General features: G+C 48.0%; 14 protein-coding genes. 4 read left to right on the top strand and 10 right to left on the bottom strand.

Annotation, left to right across the window (positions count from 1 at the left end; translation table 11 throughout):
- Positions 1 to 27 precede the first annotated feature (27 nt).
- Positions 28 to 138 carry a cytochrome c oxidase subunit CcoM gene (gene ccoM, locus AC2T15_RS06795; protein ID WP_053099734.1) on the top strand — a complete coding sequence of 37 codons (111 nt, stop codon included), beginning with the start codon at positions 28 to 30 and terminating at the stop codon, positions 136 to 138.
- A 143-nt stretch (positions 139 to 281) separates the two neighbouring features.
- Here ccoM and AC2T15_RS06790 read toward each other — a convergent pair whose 3' ends face one another.
- The gene (locus AC2T15_RS06790; RefSeq protein ID WP_486777837.1) at positions 282 to 1,580 is read right to left on the bottom strand and encodes an acetyl-CoA hydrolase/transferase family protein; all 1,299 of its coding nucleotides are present in this window, start codon (positions 1,578 to 1,580) and stop codon (positions 282 to 284) included.
- A 570-nt stretch (positions 1,581 to 2,150) separates the two neighbouring features.
- On the opposite strand from AC2T15_RS06790, the gene AC2T15_RS06785 reads away from it, so the two are divergent.
- A complete protein-coding gene (locus AC2T15_RS06785; protein ID WP_486777836.1) occupies positions 2,151 to 2,534 on the top strand; it encodes a DUF4398 domain-containing protein in 384 nt (127 codons plus the stop codon).
- A 54-nt stretch (positions 2,535 to 2,588) separates the two neighbouring features.
- Complete coding sequence (locus AC2T15_RS06780; RefSeq protein WP_486777835.1) at positions 2,589 to 3,371, top strand: OmpA family protein; 783 nt, start codon at positions 2,589 to 2,591, stop codon at positions 3,369 to 3,371.
- 136 nt (positions 3,372 to 3,507) lie between these two features.
- On the opposite strand, the gene AC2T15_RS06775 is transcribed toward AC2T15_RS06780, so the two are convergent.
- The 5 genes from AC2T15_RS06775 to argF all read right to left on the bottom strand — a co-directional run bounded on the left by AC2T15_RS06775 (position 3,508) and on the right by argF (position 11,583).
- Positions 3,508 to 4,926 (bottom strand): efflux transporter outer membrane subunit, encoded by a 1,419-nt coding sequence (locus tag AC2T15_RS06775; protein WP_486777834.1) that lies wholly within the window; start codon positions 4,924 to 4,926, stop codon positions 3,508 to 3,510.
- Positions 4,923 to 8,054, bottom strand: a complete 3,132-nt coding sequence (locus tag AC2T15_RS06770) for an efflux RND transporter permease subunit (RefSeq protein ID WP_286593944.1) — start codon at positions 8,052 to 8,054, stop codon at positions 4,923 to 4,925. Before AC2T15_RS06770 ends, AC2T15_RS06775 begins: the two co-directional genes overlap by 4 nt.
- A 14-nt stretch (positions 8,055 to 8,068) precedes the next feature.
- Complete coding sequence (locus AC2T15_RS06765) at positions 8,069 to 9,217, bottom strand: efflux RND transporter periplasmic adaptor subunit (RefSeq protein WP_053099728.1); 1,149 nt, start codon at positions 9,215 to 9,217, stop codon at positions 8,069 to 8,071.
- 367 nt (positions 9,218 to 9,584) lie between these two features.
- On the bottom strand, positions 9,585 to 10,667 hold the full coding sequence (locus AC2T15_RS06760; RefSeq protein ID WP_053099727.1) for an ABC transporter ATP-binding protein: 1,083 nt from the start codon (positions 10,665 to 10,667) through the stop codon (positions 9,585 to 9,587).
- Positions 10,660 to 11,583, bottom strand: coding sequence for an ornithine carbamoyltransferase (argF, locus tag AC2T15_RS06755; RefSeq protein WP_486777833.1), 924 nt, complete (start codon positions 11,581 to 11,583; stop codon positions 10,660 to 10,662). Before argF ends, AC2T15_RS06760 begins: the two co-directional genes overlap by 8 nt.
- A gap of 230 nt (positions 11,584 to 11,813) precedes the next feature.
- Here argF and grxD point away from each other — a divergent pair, with 230 nt between their 5' ends.
- On the top strand, positions 11,814 to 12,137 hold the full coding sequence (grxD, locus tag AC2T15_RS06750; protein WP_053099725.1) for a Grx4 family monothiol glutaredoxin: 324 nt from the start codon (positions 11,814 to 11,816) through the stop codon (positions 12,135 to 12,137).
- Positions 12,138 to 12,216: 79 nt separating this feature from the next.
- Here grxD and pyk read toward each other — a convergent pair whose 3' ends face one another.
- The 4 genes from pyk to cysT form a co-directional block, all read right to left on the bottom strand.
- Positions 12,217 to 13,668, bottom strand: coding sequence for a pyruvate kinase (pyk, locus tag AC2T15_RS06745; protein ID WP_286593945.1), 1,452 nt, complete (start codon positions 13,666 to 13,668; stop codon positions 12,217 to 12,219).
- Positions 13,669 to 13,856: 188 nt separating this feature from the next.
- Positions 13,857 to 14,831 carry a sulfate/molybdate ABC transporter ATP-binding protein gene (locus AC2T15_RS06740; protein WP_286593947.1) on the bottom strand — a complete coding sequence of 325 codons (975 nt, stop codon included), beginning with the start codon at positions 14,829 to 14,831 and terminating at the stop codon, positions 13,857 to 13,859.
- Between the two features lie 3 nt (positions 14,832 to 14,834).
- Positions 14,835 to 15,668 (bottom strand): sulfate ABC transporter permease subunit CysW, encoded by an 834-nt coding sequence (gene cysW / locus AC2T15_RS06735; protein ID WP_053102526.1) that lies wholly within the window; start codon positions 15,666 to 15,668, stop codon positions 14,835 to 14,837.
- Positions 15,669 to 15,670: 2 nt separating this feature from the next.
- Positions 15,671 to 16,498: a sulfate ABC transporter permease subunit CysT gene (gene cysT / locus AC2T15_RS06730; protein WP_486777832.1), complete on the bottom strand. Its 828-nt coding sequence runs from the start codon at positions 16,496 to 16,498 to the stop codon at positions 15,671 to 15,673.
- Between the last annotated feature and the right edge of the window lie 219 nt (positions 16,499 to 16,717).

Raw genomic sequence — 16,717 nt, 5'->3', positions numbered from 1 at the left:
ACGACTCATTGACTACGGAGTAGCCAAATGTTCATGGATATAGTGGTTTTCGCAGGTATCGGCACTGTCCTACTGATGATTTCATTTTTTGCTGGCCTTGCTTACTTTCTCTGGAAGAATGAAACTGGTAAAGAGTAAGCAACGCTTCGCATACTAGGCACGCAAGGCAATTTGGCAGCTAACTTTAGCTGCCTTTTTTTATGCCAAAGGTTTATCTAGGCGATAAAAAAGCCAACCTTCAAGGTTGGCTTTTGCGTTTAACACATCAAGCGTGCGAGCGATTAAATAATCTTCAGTGCTTTCGCTTGCTCGGTTAGCTCATCACGGAAATCTGGGTGCGCAATAGCAATTAAAGCCAGTGCACGCTCACGCAAGGTCTTGCCGCGTAGCTGAGCAACGCCGTACTCAGTGATGACGTAATTGACATCATTTTTACCGGTACTGATCATTGAGCCTTCGGTCAGCATTGGCACAATCCGTGACACGGTGCCGCCTTTAGCGGTTGAGGGAGTCACGATCATGGCGCGGCCACCTTTAGAGAGGTTAGCGGCGCGCATAAAGTCACTTTGACCACCGGTGCTGGAGTACAGCATACGGCCAATACTTTCTGAGGCGCACTGACCAGCTAAATCCACTTGCATGGTACCGTTAATGGCCACCAAGTTATCGTTTTGGCCAGCAATAAACGGATCATTCACAAAGTCTGAAGGATGCATTTCAATCATGATGTTGTGATTCATCGCTTCATAGAGCACATCGGTACCCACGGCAAAGGTTGCAATGATCTTGCCTGGCTTAAAGTTTTTGCGGCGGCCAGTAATAGCACCACTTTTAAGTAGGCTAATAATGCCATCACCTAGAACTTCAGAGTGGATGCCTAAGTCTTTTTTGCTGGTGAGCAGGGTGACCACCGCATCGGGAATGCTACCAAAACCAATTTGTAAGGTGTCGCCATCATTGACGAGTTCAGCGACATAACCCGCAATGGCTTTTTCAATATCACCAATGGCGCCAGTGGGGACGTTACATACTTGATCAGTACTTTCGACTAAGCCAGCTACTTGGGAAATATGCACATGGCAGTCGCCATAGGCATAGGGCACGTTCGGGTTAACTTCTAAAATGACAGCGCGGGCTTTACTAACCGCAGCCATAGTATAGTCAGCACCAAGACTCAAAGAGAAATAACCATTTTTATCCATCGGTGAGGCCAATGAAAATACTACGTCAGCTGGCATTTCACCGCGCTTGATCATACGTGGAATTTCAGAGAAGTGGTTAGGGATCAGATCGATCCAACCTTCGTTACAGCCTTTACGTACCGTGCCGCTTAAAAAATAAGAGACATGGCGTACGTGATCAACAGTTTCAGGGTCAAGGTAATCGTATTTTTCGATGGCCAATAACTGGCAGACTTTAATATCTTGAAAGCGCGTTCTTTCACGGGATAGGGCACGTAACAGGTGAGGAGGTTCACCTACGCCTGTAGGAACAATAATACTATCGCCATTTTGTAACAGATCTAGGGCCTGATCTGCGCTCATTTTCTTTGCCAGGTACTGTGCTTCAGGTGATGACATGAGATTCCCCTAAGGTAACGATTGTTCTAGTTAAGGTTCTAGCTGAACATCAAAGTGAAAGGCTAGCACCTTTTTTGAAATTGTAAGACAAACTAGGAGGATAAGCATCCAATACCCTAATTTTGCGTGTCTTTGCAGTGTAGTTTATTTTAAATTTCTTAGTAATCCTAACCAAAGTATAGGATAGTTTTATATTGATATGGTGATTTTACTATATTTGTGGGTGCTGGAAGCGCTTAATTAAGTTTTAATCCGCAGCAAAACGTTGCAAATTTGCGCGGGTGAGCTGGGTATAGCTGGCTGTTAAAAGGTTAAAAAGTCTATATAGTGCTGAACTTGTTAGGAGCCACTGGGTCTTTTTTCGTGTAGGGGTTTCTAATAGAATCGTCTAAAATATGAAGAAAGCTTTGATTGGCTATAATTTCTTACAAATTATTTTTATCAGGTGATTTGTTAAGTAATAAGTGCAAATAAAGCTATGACTGAAATGTTTTGGTCATAATATCCGGTTAAACAGGTACTTTTATTAAGCGTAAGTAATATGTAAAAAAGACCAATGGAGCTAGACACATGAAAAAGAGTTTACTAAAAAATCCTAAAACTTTATTAGCTGCGGTAGTTGCAGGCAGTGTTTTAACCCTAGCAGGTTGTGCTGGTAACCCACCAACTGCTCAGTTAGCAGTAGCTACCCAAGCGCTTAATGCGGCCGAAACTGCAAGTGCAACTGAATATGCTCCAGTTGAGATGCAAGCTGCGCGTCAAAAAATGAACGATGCAGAAAAAGCTGATTTTGAAAAAGATTATAAAAAAGCTAAAGACTTAGCAGAGCAAGCAGAGTGGGATGCGCGTGTAGCAGAGCGTAAAGCTCAAGCTGAAAAGGTCCAGCGTGCAGTTAAAGATGCAGAGCGTGCAGTTCAGGAGTTACGTAACGAAGGTATGCGTGGCAGCAAGTAATTGTCACTTGGCTAATCGATCGAATAACTCAGAAAATATTTAAGGATATCTCCTATGCGTAAACTAATTCTCGTACCTAGTCTGATTGCATTAAGCGTTGGTTTAGCAGCTTGTGCGAACAAGCCTAACGTAGCACTTGAGCAAGCTCGTGAAAATGTGACTCAGCTGCAAAATAGTCCAGAAGCGTTAAAAATGGCGCCTTTAGAAACTAAAGATGCAGTCAAAATGCTCGATAAAGCAGATGCTGCTTACCGTGCAGGTAAAAAAGAGCAAGAAGTTAACCAGTTAGCATACTTAACTTCTCAGCGTGCAGAGCTAGCTAAGCAAACTGTTGTGCTAAAAAGCGGCGAAGCAGCGCTGAAAAACTCTTCAAATGAGCGTGCTCAAGCGCGTTTAGATGCTCGTGAGGCTGAAATTCGCAAGCTGCAAGATAAGCTCAGCAACCTAGAAGCTAAGCCTACCGAGCGTGGTTCATTGGTTACCTTTGGTGATGTATTGTTTGACCTAAACAAAGCAGAACTAAAGCCAGCCGCTTACCGCAATGTACGTCAGTTAGCTGAGTTCTTACGCGAAAACCCAGAGCGCAAAGTGCTCATCGAAGGTTTCACTGATAGTACCGGTGCTGCGGCCTATAACGTGCAGTTATCTGAGCGCCGTGCTGAATCAGTTAAGCGTGCTTTAGTTAAAGAGGGCGTAGATTTTAGCCGTATTAGCACTGTAGGGTTCGGTAAAGAATACCCAGTTGCTGACAATGCGACCCCAGCTTCACGTTCAATGAACCGCCGTGTTGAAGTAACTATCTCTAACGATAGTAAAGAGGTAGCACCACGCCGCTAAGGTGGGGGACTTTACTAAGTTTTTAGTAAAGCAGTAATACAAACGCTGGATCAGCAATTTGATCCAGCGTTTTTTTGTGCTAAAAAAAGGCCAGTCGAGCAGTAGCTGACTGGCCTTTTCGTTTGGACTGGACAGACTAAGGGGGAGTCTGACTAGTAGTGACGGTTGCAGGCTTGGCTTGCATGTCGCCACCCAAGGCTTTGTAGAGTTCGACTTCACTGGTTAGCTGCTGTAGCTGAGTCAGAATATGTTGTTGTTGACTGCTAAATAGCTGGCGCTGTGCATCTAATAGTGTGAGTTGGTTATCAATGCCTTCGCGGTAACGTAAATCAGCTAAGCGGAAATACTCTTGGTTGGCACTGACTAACTGCTGCTGGGCGGTTAGCTGCTGTTGTAAGCTAGTGCGCGAGGTCAACCCATCCGCCACTTCACGAAAAGCCGCTTGAATCGCTTGCTCATACTGGGCAACGTTAATGTCTTTTTGAATTTCGCTGTAATTCAAATTAGCTTTTAAGCGACCGGCAGTAAAGATTGGCAAGTTAATGCGCGGCTGAAATAACCAGCTACCACTGCCGCCATCAAATAAACCAGATAAATCAGGGCTGAGCGTACCGGCATTGGCAGTTAAGCTAATGCTTGGAAAGAACGCTGCACGGGCTGCACCAATGTTGGCGTTGGCTGCTTGCAGTGCATGTTCGGCTTGTAAAATATCTGGGCGATTACGCAGTAACTCTGCAGGTAAGCCGGCTTCTACTTCAGGCAGCTGAATTTGCGCTAATGTGCGTTTGGTTTGTAGGTTGAGCGGTGCTTGCACGCCGACCAGTTGTTGCAGCGCATGTTGGCTTTTCTTAAGTTGCAGTTGCGCTTGAGCAATTGCAACCTTGGCCGTGTTGACCGCTGACTTTGACTGATTGAGCTCAAGTGCAGTGGCAATGCCTGCTTCATAGCTGCGCTCGGTAATCCGCAAGCTGTCCTGATAGGTATCTAAGGTATGTTGCGCTAATTCAGTCAGTTGTTGATTGGCCAGTAAATTGAACCAAGCATTAGCCACACCAGCGATTAAGCTTAGCTCGGCGCTGCGTTTCGCTTGCTCGGTGGCAAAGTATTGTTGTAGCGCTTGGTCTTGTAGGCTCCGGATGCGGCCAAAAAAGTCCAACTCCCAAGCGCTAAGTCCAACCGTAACCCCGTACTGACTATTAATCGTGCTTTGCCCAGTAGGACTTAAGGAGCCAGGCAAACGCTGGCGACTGCCTGAGGCGTCAACGCCTAAGTTGGGGAAGAGTTCGCTGCGCTGAATACGATACAGCGCTTGGAAAGCCTCAACATTTAACGCAGCTACCCGTAGATCGCGATTATTTTCTAAAGCCGTGTGGATCAGTTGCTTCAGTTCTGCATCGTTAAAGTAGTCTTGCCAAGCAGGTAGCGCCAGTTGGCGCTCACTACGTTGGGTTTCCCAGTGCTCAGCCACTGGCGTGGCGGGGCGCTGGTATGAGGGTGCCAATGAACACCCACTAATCAGTGTAGCCACACTCAGTGCTAAAACTGAATATTTCATGGTTGCTCCTTATGGCTAGCAGCATTGTCAGCTTTGGATTTAAACAGCGAGCTCACCATTACATAAAATAACGGTACGAAGAAGATAGCCAGCAACATGGCTGTTACCATACCGCCAATAACTCCGGTACCAATCGCGTGCTTACTGCCTGAGCCGGCGCCAGTGGCAATGGCTAATGGAATCACCCCAAAGACGAACGCTAATGACGTCATAATGATTGGGCGCAGACGAATGCGGCTGGCTTCCACTGCTGCATCCACAAGACTCATGCCTTGTTCATGCAGAGATTTAGCAAATTCCACAATCAAAATCGCGTTACGTGCGGACAGACCAATGGTGGTGAGTAAACCAACTTGGAAGAACACGTCATTTGATAAGCCGCGGAAATACGTGGCTAACAGGGCACCAATAATGCCCAGTGGCACCACCAAGATGACCGCAAATGGAATCGACCAGCTTTCATAGAGTGCCGCAAGACACAGAAACACTACCAGCAGCGATAACGCATACAGAGCTGGCGCTTGGTCACCAGAGAGACGCTCCTCATAGGAGAGTCCGGTCCAGGAGATGCCCACTCCAGGTGGCAGCTCTTTGGCGATCTCTTCTACCGCGAGCATCGCTTCACCGGAACTGTAGCCCGGCTTAGGGGCGCCGGCGATATTGACCGCAGGTACTCCGTTATAGCGCGATAGCTTAGGCGGACCATAGATCCATTTACCGCTGGCAAAGGTATCAAAGGCAATCATCTCACCTTGATTGTTGCGTACATACCATTTACCTAAGTCTTCCGGATTCATGCGAGACTCTGCCTGACCTTGCAGGTAGACTTTTTTCACCCGTCCGCGATCAATAAAGTCGTTAACGTAGCTACTACCCCAAGCGATCGATAATGTTTGGTCGATGTCACTCAGACTAATACCTAGAGTACGGGCTTTTTCATCATCGATTTCTAGCTGGAATTGCGGCTCATCGCGTAGGCCATTGACCCGTACTCCCACTAGTTTTTCATGGGCGTTAGCTTTTTGGATAAATAGATCCCGTGCTTCACTGAGCGCCTCATGGCCGATACCTGATTGGTCTTGTAAATACAGCTCAAAACCAGTGGCATTACCTAGGGCCATAATGGCCGGTGGCGCAAACGCAAACACCATGGCATCACGGAAGCTAAAGAAATGCTGTTGCGCGCGATCAGCTAAGGCAAATACGTTATCTGCCGCACCGGTGCGCTCGCTCCAGTCTTTTAGGCCGATAAAAGCCATCCCCGAGTTTTGACCACGACCTGCAAAGTTAAAGCCAGTAATGGTAAACACTGAGTTGACGATGTCTTTTTCTTCGTCCAGTAAGTACTCACGCATTTGCTTAACTACTTCATAGGTGCGCTCGTTACTTGAACCCGCTGGAGTTTGCACTTGGGCAAACAGCACCCCTTGGTCTTCGTCAGGTAAGAACGCGGTTGGGATGATTTTAAACATCCACACCATGGCGCCAACCACTGCCGCGTAGAAGATTAAGTAGGGGAATTTAACTCGTAAAGCGGTAGAAACACTGCGCTCATAACCACGTACACCTTTATCAAAGGTGCGGTTAAACCAGCCAAAGAAACCACGTTTTTCGTGTTGGCCTTTAGTAATAGGCTTAAGCATGGTGGCACATAACGCCGGGGTGAAGATCAGTGCTACCAGTACCGACAGTACCATGGCGGCAATAATAGTGACCGAGAACTGCTGGTAGATCGCACCGGTGGAGCCTTCAAAGAAGGCCATCGGGAAAAATACCGCCGAGAGGACTAAACCGATTCCCACCAGAGCGCTTTGAATCTGCCCCATGGATTTACGCGTGGCTTCAACCGGGGATAAGCCTTCTTCAGACATCACCCGTTCTACGTTTTCCACGACCACAATGGCGTCGTCCACCAACAAACCAATGGCCAGTACCATGGCAAACATGGTTAAGGTGTTAATACTGTAACCAAAGGCTGCCAGTACACCGAAGGTACCTAGAATAACTACCGGTACAGCCAGTGCTGGAATTAGGGTCACGCGAATATTCTGTAAGAACAAGAACATGACCAAGAACACCAGAATACTGGCTTCACCCAAGGTTTTAAGTACGCCGTTAATCGAAGCTGAAATAACCGGAGTGGTATCGTAGGGGTAAACGATTTTCATGCTCGGTGGAAAGAAAGGCTCAAGGCTAGTGAGTGTTTCACGGACAGCCTTAGCGGTTTCTAGGGCGTTCGCGCCCGTTGCTAGCTTAATCCCGATACCAGTTGCTGGCATACCGTTGTATTCAGCACTGATGCTGTAGTTTTCACCGCCGAGCTCAACCTTAGCGACGTCTTTTAAACGTACCTGCGAGCCATCGGCATTGGTTTTAAGCAAGATATTGCGAAACTGCTCTGGGGTTTCTAGGCGGGTTTTGCCAATGATGGTGGCGTTTAATTGCTGGCCTGGTACTGCAGGCAAGCCACCAAACTGACCGGATGAAACCTGTACGTTTTGCGCACGAATAGCCGCAGTAACATCCATTGGCGTCAGGGCAAAGTTGGTTAACTTGGCCGGATCGAGCCAGATACGCATGGCGTACTGGGCACCAAACACCTGGAAGTCACCCACGCCTTTGGTACGTGAGACAGGGTCTTGCACGTTAGATACGATGTAATCCGCAATATCGTTTTTATCTAGACTGCCATCTTCAGAGATAAAACCCACCACCATTAAGAAGTTGGAAACTGACTTAGTCACGCGAATCCCTTGCTGCTGCACCTCTTGGGGAAGCAGTGGGGTAGCTAGTTGCAGTTTGTTTTGCACCTGAACTTGGGCAATATCTGGATCAACGCCTTGCTCAAATGTAACGTCAATGGTCATGCTGCCATCGGAGTTACTGTCGGCGGAGATGTAGCGTAATCCGTCAATACCGTTAAGCTGTTGCTCAATGACCTGCACCACAGTGTCCTGCACGGTTTGTGCTGAGGCACCACGGTAAGTGACCGAAATTCCCACCGCAGGCGGCGCGATATCAGGGTATTGGTTAACGGGCAGTTTTAAGATGGCAAGACCACCCACCAGCATCGTGACTAATGCCAAAACCCAGGCAAAAATCGGACGATCAATAAAAAAGTTAGACATTATAAACCAAGCTCCTAATTAGCCGTGGCAGCTGAGGCCGGCTCACTGCTTTGGACGTTGGTGGCGGGGTGCGGATCGGTTTTAACGCCCGGCTGAATAAACTGCAGACCTTCTGTAATCAAACGATCCCCGGCTTGTAAGCCTTCATTGACCAGCCACTTGTTACCTGCGGTGCGCTCGGTTTTTAAAGTACGAACTTCCACTTCATTGTCAGCATTGAGCACCATGGCAATTGGCTCACCCCGAGGGTTGCGGGTAATGCCTTGTTGTGGGGCTAAAATAGCGTGCTTTTGCTCACCAGTTACCAACTGTGCCCGCACATACATACCTGGCAGTAAAATTTGCTCTGGGTTAGGGAAAACTGCACGCAAAGTGACGGCACCGGTGCTTGGTTCAACCGACACTTCAGAGAACTCTAACTTGCCCTCGTGCTCATAGATGGCGCCATTTTCCAGCTGTAACGTCACTTTGGCAGCATTGTCTGAGGCTTTTTCTAAGGTGCCTTGACGTAATTCTTCGCGAAGACGCAGTAACTCTACGGAAGATTGAGTAACGTCAACATAGATCGGATCCAGTTGTTGGATAATCGCTAATTCTTGAGCCTGGCCATTATTGACTAAGGCGCCTTCAGTCACGCTTGAGCGACCAATGCGCCCAGAAATAGGGGCTTTGACTTGGGTGTACTGCAGATCAATTTTGGCTTTTTCTAAGGCCGCTTGTGCTTGTAGGTGCGCTGAGTGGGCGTCGTCGTATTGTTGACGGCTAACTGCACGCTCATCAACTAAGCGTTTGTAGCGGGTGGCCAGTGAGCGCGTAGCAATTTGATTGGCTTCGGCACTTTTTAAGTTGGCTTGATAGATCGCAGGATCAATTTGATACAGCTGATCACCCGCTTTAATGTCTGTGCCTTCAGTGAACAGGCGCTTTTGAATAATTCCAGTGACCTGTGGGCGCACTTCAGCGATGCGGTAAGCCGCAGTGCGACCTGGCAGTTCGGTGGTAAGGGTATAGGGTTGAGCCTCAAGGGTAACGAAACCGACTTTAGGTGGAGGCTGTTGCTGACTGGTGGTGTTTGCTTCTTGTTCATTGCAGGCTGTGAGCAGAACAACAGCGCAGGCTAAGCTAGACAGCTTTAAAGCGGGGCGTAAAAAGGTGCGTTTCATAGCTTAAGGTTTCCTATAGCCACTTCAGGTGGCAGATACAAAGCAAAAAGCCGTCGAGCAGTACGCAATTTAGGCCATTACGGCTCTAGACTGCGCGGGACGGCAAATCTTATGAATTTCTTAATCGACTTAATATACCTAGATTTAAAAGTCTTAGTAAGTTTTTTACTTTCAAACAGTTATTACAAATTATGTTAGTTACTTTCTTGTAACTAGTCTGAATAAAGAGTCAAGTTGACGTTATATTTAATTGGCTAATAAGCTGTTTATGATGACAGTCATTAGTAGTGGATGTTAAGTGCTAAAGCAATTGCCCGACAAAATGCGCTGGCAGGATTATCGGGCAAGTGTGGGTTAAGAAAGGTTGTTATCTCTGTTGGTGGGCAGCTACAGTGCCTGCAGCAGGAAAGGCCACCAAATGATCAGCAGCCACGTCAATACCCACCACTTCCCCTAAGAAATGATCGGTATGGCTAGTAAAGACGGCCTCAAGATAATTACCCGTTGGCAGTTTTAGTCGATACAGGGTGTAGGCCCCCAAAAAAGTTTTGCCGACAATCGTGGCTTTTAGTTTGCTATTGGGCGCGTCAATAATGTCATCGGGGCGTAATAACACATCTACGGCGCTACCCGCTGGCCAGCCATAGGCTCGATTGCCACGGATAATTCCCAGTTCAGTTTGTACGCTTTCTGGGGTAAGCAATTGTCCGCGAATAAAATAGCCTTGACCAATAAAGCTGGCGACAAAGGGCGTGCGTGGTTCGTGATAGAGGTTATAGGGTGTATCCCATTGCTCCAAGTTGCCTTTATTGAACACGCCAATTTGATCGCTGACGGCAAAGGCCTCTTCTTGATCATGGGTGACTAAAATAGCACTGGTGCCACGGGCCTTAAGAATTTCTCGTACTTCTTGGCTGAGCTGGCGCCGCAGCTCCGTATCAAGGTTAGAGAAGGGTTCATCGAGCAATAACAGTTGTGGATCAGGCGCTAGGGCGCGGGCTAAAGAGACCCGTTGTTGTTGACCGCCAGATAGCTCATTGGGGTAACGCTTGCTCAGGTGCTCGAGTTTCACCAGTGCCAGTAACTCTTGGGCTTGCTGCTTGGCATTGGCTTGCTGACGAATCCCAAACAGCACATTTTGCTCAACGGTCAGATGTGGAAACAAGGCATAGTCTTGAAACACCATGCCAATGCGTCGTTTCTCTGGCGCTAAGGAAAATCCCGCTTTGGATAAGGTGCGTCCAGCTAGGCTGATTTTCCCTGCACTAATCGGCTCAAAACCAGCAATTGCTCGTAGTGTGGTGGTCTTGCCACAACCCGAAGGACCTAATAAACAGCCAATATCCCCCGCATTTAAGTGCAGGGTCAGGTCATTGACGATGATTTGCTCATCATAACCACAGGCTAGATTGGTGAGCGACAGCAGCGGGCCGTTATATTGATCAGTCATTGCTTACTAAGCTTGGCTTAATTAAAAACTCTAACAGGGCTTTTTGTGCATGTAAGCGGTTTTCCGCCTGAGTCCAGACGCCGCTGCGTGGATCTTCTAATAGATCGTGACTAATTTCCTCGCCACGGTGTGCTGGCAAGCAGTGGAGAAATAAAACCTGTGGATCGGCTAAGTCTAGGAGCTCGCGAGTGACTTGATAGCCAGCAAACTGCTTAATTCGGGCTTGGGCTTCGGCCTCTTGGCCCATGGAGGCCCACACATCGGTACTAATAACGTGAGCACCTTGCACTGCTTGCTTGGGATCACGAATAATTTGCGCCCGACTGCCAGCCCAACGCATCAGTTCTGCATCGGGTTCAAAACCCTCAGGGCAGCTAACCACTAAGTTAAAGCCATACTGCACCGCAGCTTCAATATAAGAGCTGCACATATTGTTGCCATCACCAATCCAGACTACGGTTTTGTCTTTAATGCAGCCGCGCAGTTCACGATAGGTTTGCATATCAGCAAGGAGCTGGCAGGGGTGATGGTCATCGGATAGGCCATTAATAATTGGCGCGCTAGAGTTGGCTGCAAACTCGGTTAGGGTGCTATGGGCAAAGGTGCGAATCATGATGGCATCAAGCATGCTCGACATCACAATTGCGGAGTCGGCCAGTGGTTCGCCGCGGCCGAGCTGGGTATCGCGTGGTGATAAAAATAACGCTGAACCACCCAGTTGAAACATGCCAGCCTCAAAGGAGACGCGGGTACGGGTTGAGGACTTTTCAAAGATCATGCCGAGCACTCGGCCTTTTAGTGGTTCACAAGCAATACCTTGTTGGCGCAGCTGCTTGAGCTGAATGCCACGTTGAATAAGGTGTTCCAGTTCTGCTGGGGTACAGTCTTGCAAGGTTAAAAAGTGACGAGGCGACATATCAAGCCTTTGAACAGTAAAGTCAGTGAGAGAAGAAAAATAAGCCTAAGATAGTAGCGACAAACTACCGTCTGGCGCAAATTTGTTTTGGCTGGTAGCGACTTTTTGCTAGTGATAAAGCCGAGCGAATTAGTTGGTTTTAAGCTAAACTAGCGCCAGAATTAAACCATCAGTAGTTTAACTAACGCTAAGTTGGGTGGCTGAACCATCCAGATCAGATGAGGTGTATTGTGGATATTATCGAGACTATTAAAGATCAAATCGCGAGTAACCCTATTTTGCTTTACATGAAAGGCTCACCGAATGCGCCGCAGTGTGGTTTTTCTCAGCGTGCCTCCCAAGCTTTAATGTCTTGCGGTGAGCGTTTTGCGTTCGTTGATATTTTGCAAAACCCAGAGATTCGCGCCAACTTGCCAGGCTATGCGAACTGGCCGACTTTCCCGCAGTTATGGGTGCAAGGCGAATTAGTGGGCGGTTGCGACATCATTATGGAAATGTATGAAAGCGGTGAGCTGCAAACTTTAGTTAAGGGCGCAGCGCCAGCAGAAGCCTAAGCGCTAATCCTAGAGCAGCAAAAATGCCCAATAAACACCTGTGTTATTGGGCATTTTTTATGTGCAGCAGTTAAGCCTATTAGGCTAAGTGATCGCCTACCCGCAACAGCTTCATGGTGTTGGTGCCACCCACCGTATGATAGCTATCACCTTTGGTAAGGATAACCCAGTCACCTTTTTCCACTGCGCCGCGTTTAATTAACTCATCCACTGCAGCTTGACTGACTTTCTCGTTAGGCATTGAGCTAGGATCAAAGGGCACGGTGTAAACGCCGCGAAACAGCGCTACTCGCGCTTGGGTTTCACGGGTAGGGGCAAAGGCATAAATTGGCATTGAGGAGCGAATGCGCGACATCACTAACGGGGTGTAGCCACTTTCAGTGAGGGCGATAATCGCTTTGACTCCCGGAAAGTGATTGGCCGTGTACATTGCTGCCAAAGCAATACTTTCATCCCAGCGCTCAAACTGTTGACCAATACGGTGCATGGATTGACGCATAATCGGGTTCTTTTCCGCACCGCGGCAGACACGATCCATGGCTTTGACTGCTTCAACTGGATAGTCACCAGCGGCAGTTTCTGCTGAGAGCATCACCGCATCGGTGTAGTCGAGGGCGGCATTAGCCACATCCGAGACTTCAGCGCGGGTAGGCATGGGGCTAGTAATCATCGACTCCATCATTTGCGTGGCAGTGATGACCGCTTTATTTTGATGGCGTGCAGCGGCAATGATTTTCTTTTGAATACCAACCAGTTCCGCATCGCCAATTTCTACCCCTAGATCACCTCGGGCGACCATCACCGCATCACTGGCGGCGATTAAGCCATTGAGCGCTTCATCATTGGTCACTGCTTCAGCGCGCTCGATTTTGGCCACTAACCAAGCATTGGAGCCCGCTTCGTCACGTAAACGCCGCGCCAATTGCATATCGGCGGCATCCCGCGGGAAAGAGACGGCTAAATAGTCGAGTTCCAGCTCAGCGGCTAAGCGAATGTCTTGTTTGTCTTTATCGGTTAGGGCGGGGGCAGTTAAGCCGCCACCGCGGCGGTTAATACCTTTGTGATCAGACAGCGGGCCGCCAATCAACACACGGCAATGCAGCGCATCAGCGGTTACTGACTCAACTACCATTTCAATGCGACCGTCATCAAGTAACAGTTCATCACCTACTTTGCAATCGGTAACCAAATTAGGGTAGTCAATGCAGACTACTTGTTGGGTGCCAGCATCGCGGGGGTGGGTGGTGGAAAAGATAAAGCTATCGCCTTCGGCTAATTCGATTTTTTTCTCAGCAAATTTGGCAATCCGAATTTTTGGACCTTGTAGGTCACCTAGTAATGCGACAAAGCGTTGATGTTTTGCCGCGATTTCACGGATTAGTTCGGCGCGGGCTTTGTGTTCGGCGGCGGTACCGTGGGAAAAATTAAGGCGGGCTACATCTAGCCCAGCAAGAATCAGTTGTTCAATAACTTCTGGCGAGCTTGAGGCAGGGCCGATGGTGGCAACAATTTTAGTGCGTCGCAATGACATTGTTTTGCTCCTTATGAAAACTGCTTTAAGCCTACTACGGGAATGTTACGTAGTCACTTCAAATGGGGGCTACAGCTTAGATAAATCACAGTTTTTTAGGTGATGAAAAGTCATTTAACAAAAAGGCCAACCGATCGCGTTGATGGGTTGGCCTAAGCAAATGACTAATACAGAAGTTAAGCGGTTAATTAAAAGCCAGACTTGGGTTGAAAAAACAATTGATCACCGCGCTTGAGCCCAACTAAACTGGCATCGTCACGGGCAACTTCTGCTTCTACTAACTGATTTTCACCGCCTACTTTTAAGGTCACTCGGGTAATGGCGCCGAGCGGGCGAATATCGCGGACAATGCCTTGTTTAAAGTCGGACTTGGCCGATTGTGATAACCAAACTTCGTGAGGACGAAATTGGATTTCTTCGCCATTTTCTACTTTTAAATGGTTGGAGTCGCCTAAAAAGTGGTAGACGAACTCGCTGGCCGGGTTTTCATACACTTCAGCGGGGGTGCCAATTTGCTCGATGACACCTTTGTTCATCACCACAATGCGATCGGCAACTTCCATCGCTTCTTCTTGGTCGTGGGTTACAAACACAGAAGTTAAGTTGATGTCTTCGTGTAGCTGCGCTAACCAGCGACGTAACTCTTTACGCACTTTAGCATCAAGGGCGCCAAAGGGTTCGTCCAGCAGTAAAATTTGTGGCTCAACAGCTAGCGCACGGGCTAAAGCAATGCGCTGGCGCTGACCGCCAGATAACTGCTCTGGAAAGCGATCCGCCAGCCAGTCCAGTTGCACCATTTTTAGCAGTTGCAAGACTTTTTGCTCAATCACCGCCTCGCTGGGGCGCTCGCGTCGCGGTTTCATCCGCAGACCAAAGGCCACGTTGTCAAATACACTCATATGACGAAACAGCGCGTAGTGCTGGAAGACAAAGCCGACATTACGTTTACGTACATCCCGGCGCGAGACATCATCGCCATTAAATAAAATGCTGCCGCTATCGGGCGTCTCTAAACCCGCAATAATGCGCAGTAAAGTGGTTTTACCGCAGCCTGATGGGCCAAGTAAGGCCACCAGCTCACCGGCTTGAATAGCTAAGTTAATATCGTTTAAGGCCGTGAAGTTGCCAAATTGCTTATTCACGTGATTGACTGAAATACTCATGGCTTAGGCTTCTCCACGCTTAAATTGGCGCTCAATACGCGCTTCGCTCCACTGTTTTAGTAATAAAATGACCAGCGCTAAGGCTAACAGCAGGCTGGCCACGCTAAAGGCAGCGACTTGGTTATATTCGTTGTATAAAATTTCTACATGCAACGGTAAGGTGTTGGTAAAGCCGCGGATATGGCCTGAAACCACAGATACCGCGCCAAACTCACCGAGGGCGCGTGCGGTACAAAGCACCACGCCATACATCAGTCCCCACTTAATATTAGGTAAGGTGACGTGCCAAAACATTTGCCAACCGCTGGCGCCGAGTAAACGAGCAGCTTCTTCCTCTTGGGTTCCTTGTTGTTGCATAAGGGGAATTAACTCCCGAGCGACAAAGGGTACTGTGACAAATAAGGTGGCTAGAATAATCCCCGGGAAAGCGAAGATGATTTGAATATCATGCTCAATCAGCCACTGCCCAAAAAAGCCTTGGGCACCGAACAGTAAAACAAAGACTAAACCGGCAATAATCGGTGATACCGAAAAAGGCAGATCAATTAAGGTGATTAAAAAGCTTTTGCCGCGAAACTCATACTTACTCACGCACCACGCTGCTGCCACACCAAAACTGAGATTCAGCGGTACCGAAATGCCCACCGCCCACAAGGTCAGTTTAAGGGCTGAAATTGTATCTGGCTCAATAATCGCTTGCCAGAAGGTGTTAACCCCCATGGCTAAGGCTTCGCTGATCACCACATAGAGTGGAAAGACTAAAAATAGGGCGAACACTAACCAAGCCAGCGTAATGAGCAGGTTGCGTCCAGAGATAAAACGCTGCAAAGCATGCATGGTTAGGCTCCTTGATTCTTAGCGATTTTACGTTGTAACAAGTTAATCAGTAGCAGTAAGACAAAAGACACCACCAGCATTAATACGCCAATTGCCGTGGCAGCGGCGTAGTCGTACTGATCCAGCTTAACCATGATTAAAAACGGTAAAATCTCAGTTTTGTTTTGAATATTGCCTGAAATAAAAATGACCGAGCCGTATTCACCGACGCCACGGGCAAAGGCCAGGGCAAAGCCGGTGAGCCAAGCGGGTAGCAGGGTCGGTAATAAAATATGACGAAACACTTGCCAAGGTTTAGCACCTAAGCAGGTGGCCGCTTCTTCAATTTCCTTGGGAATATCTTCCAGTACCGGCTGAATAGTACGCACCACAAAAGGTAGGGTGACAAAGACTAAGGCGATGGTGATTCCGAACGGGGTAAAGGCAATTTTTAGATCGAACTTACCCGCTAGCTCACCGAGTAAACCATTAGGTGCATATAACCGAGTTAACGCAATACCCGCCACGGCCGTCGGCAAAGCGAAGGGTAAATCAACCATCGCATCAATGATTTTGCGTCCGGGGAATTGATAGCGCACCAATACCCAAGCCAGCAAGGTGCCGATCAGGCCATTGGCTAGCGCAGCTAAAAATGCCGTGCCAAAACTGAGCTTAAGCGCTGCCAATACGCGCGGTTCGCTAATTACGCCAAGAAATTGCTCCCAGGTCATTTGCGAGGCATGTAAAAACATCGCACCTAACGGAATAAGTACCAAAAGGCTCAGGTAAACCAAGGTGTACCCAAGGGTTAGATTAAATCCTGGAATAACGGGGGAGGTTCGACGGCTCATGCTGTTCTTCACATGTATCCATAACAAATAGAGCTAGCATCCTAGGGGATAAAGTATATATCTGAAAATAACTGTGGGCGATTCAGTTATTCTTTTTTAGTCTATGTAGAGAGGGTAGAGATAAAGGCCATTCACGTTGCGCCTAGCAATTGATTGGGTTAGTGGCTAGGTATTGATTGAGACTTGCTCACCAAAGTCATGAGTAGTTTGTCGCTAAGC

This window comes from Thiopseudomonas sp. SA1F2-1K, assembly GCF_057443035.1.
This window is presented reverse-complemented; position numbering and strand designations above follow the sequence as displayed.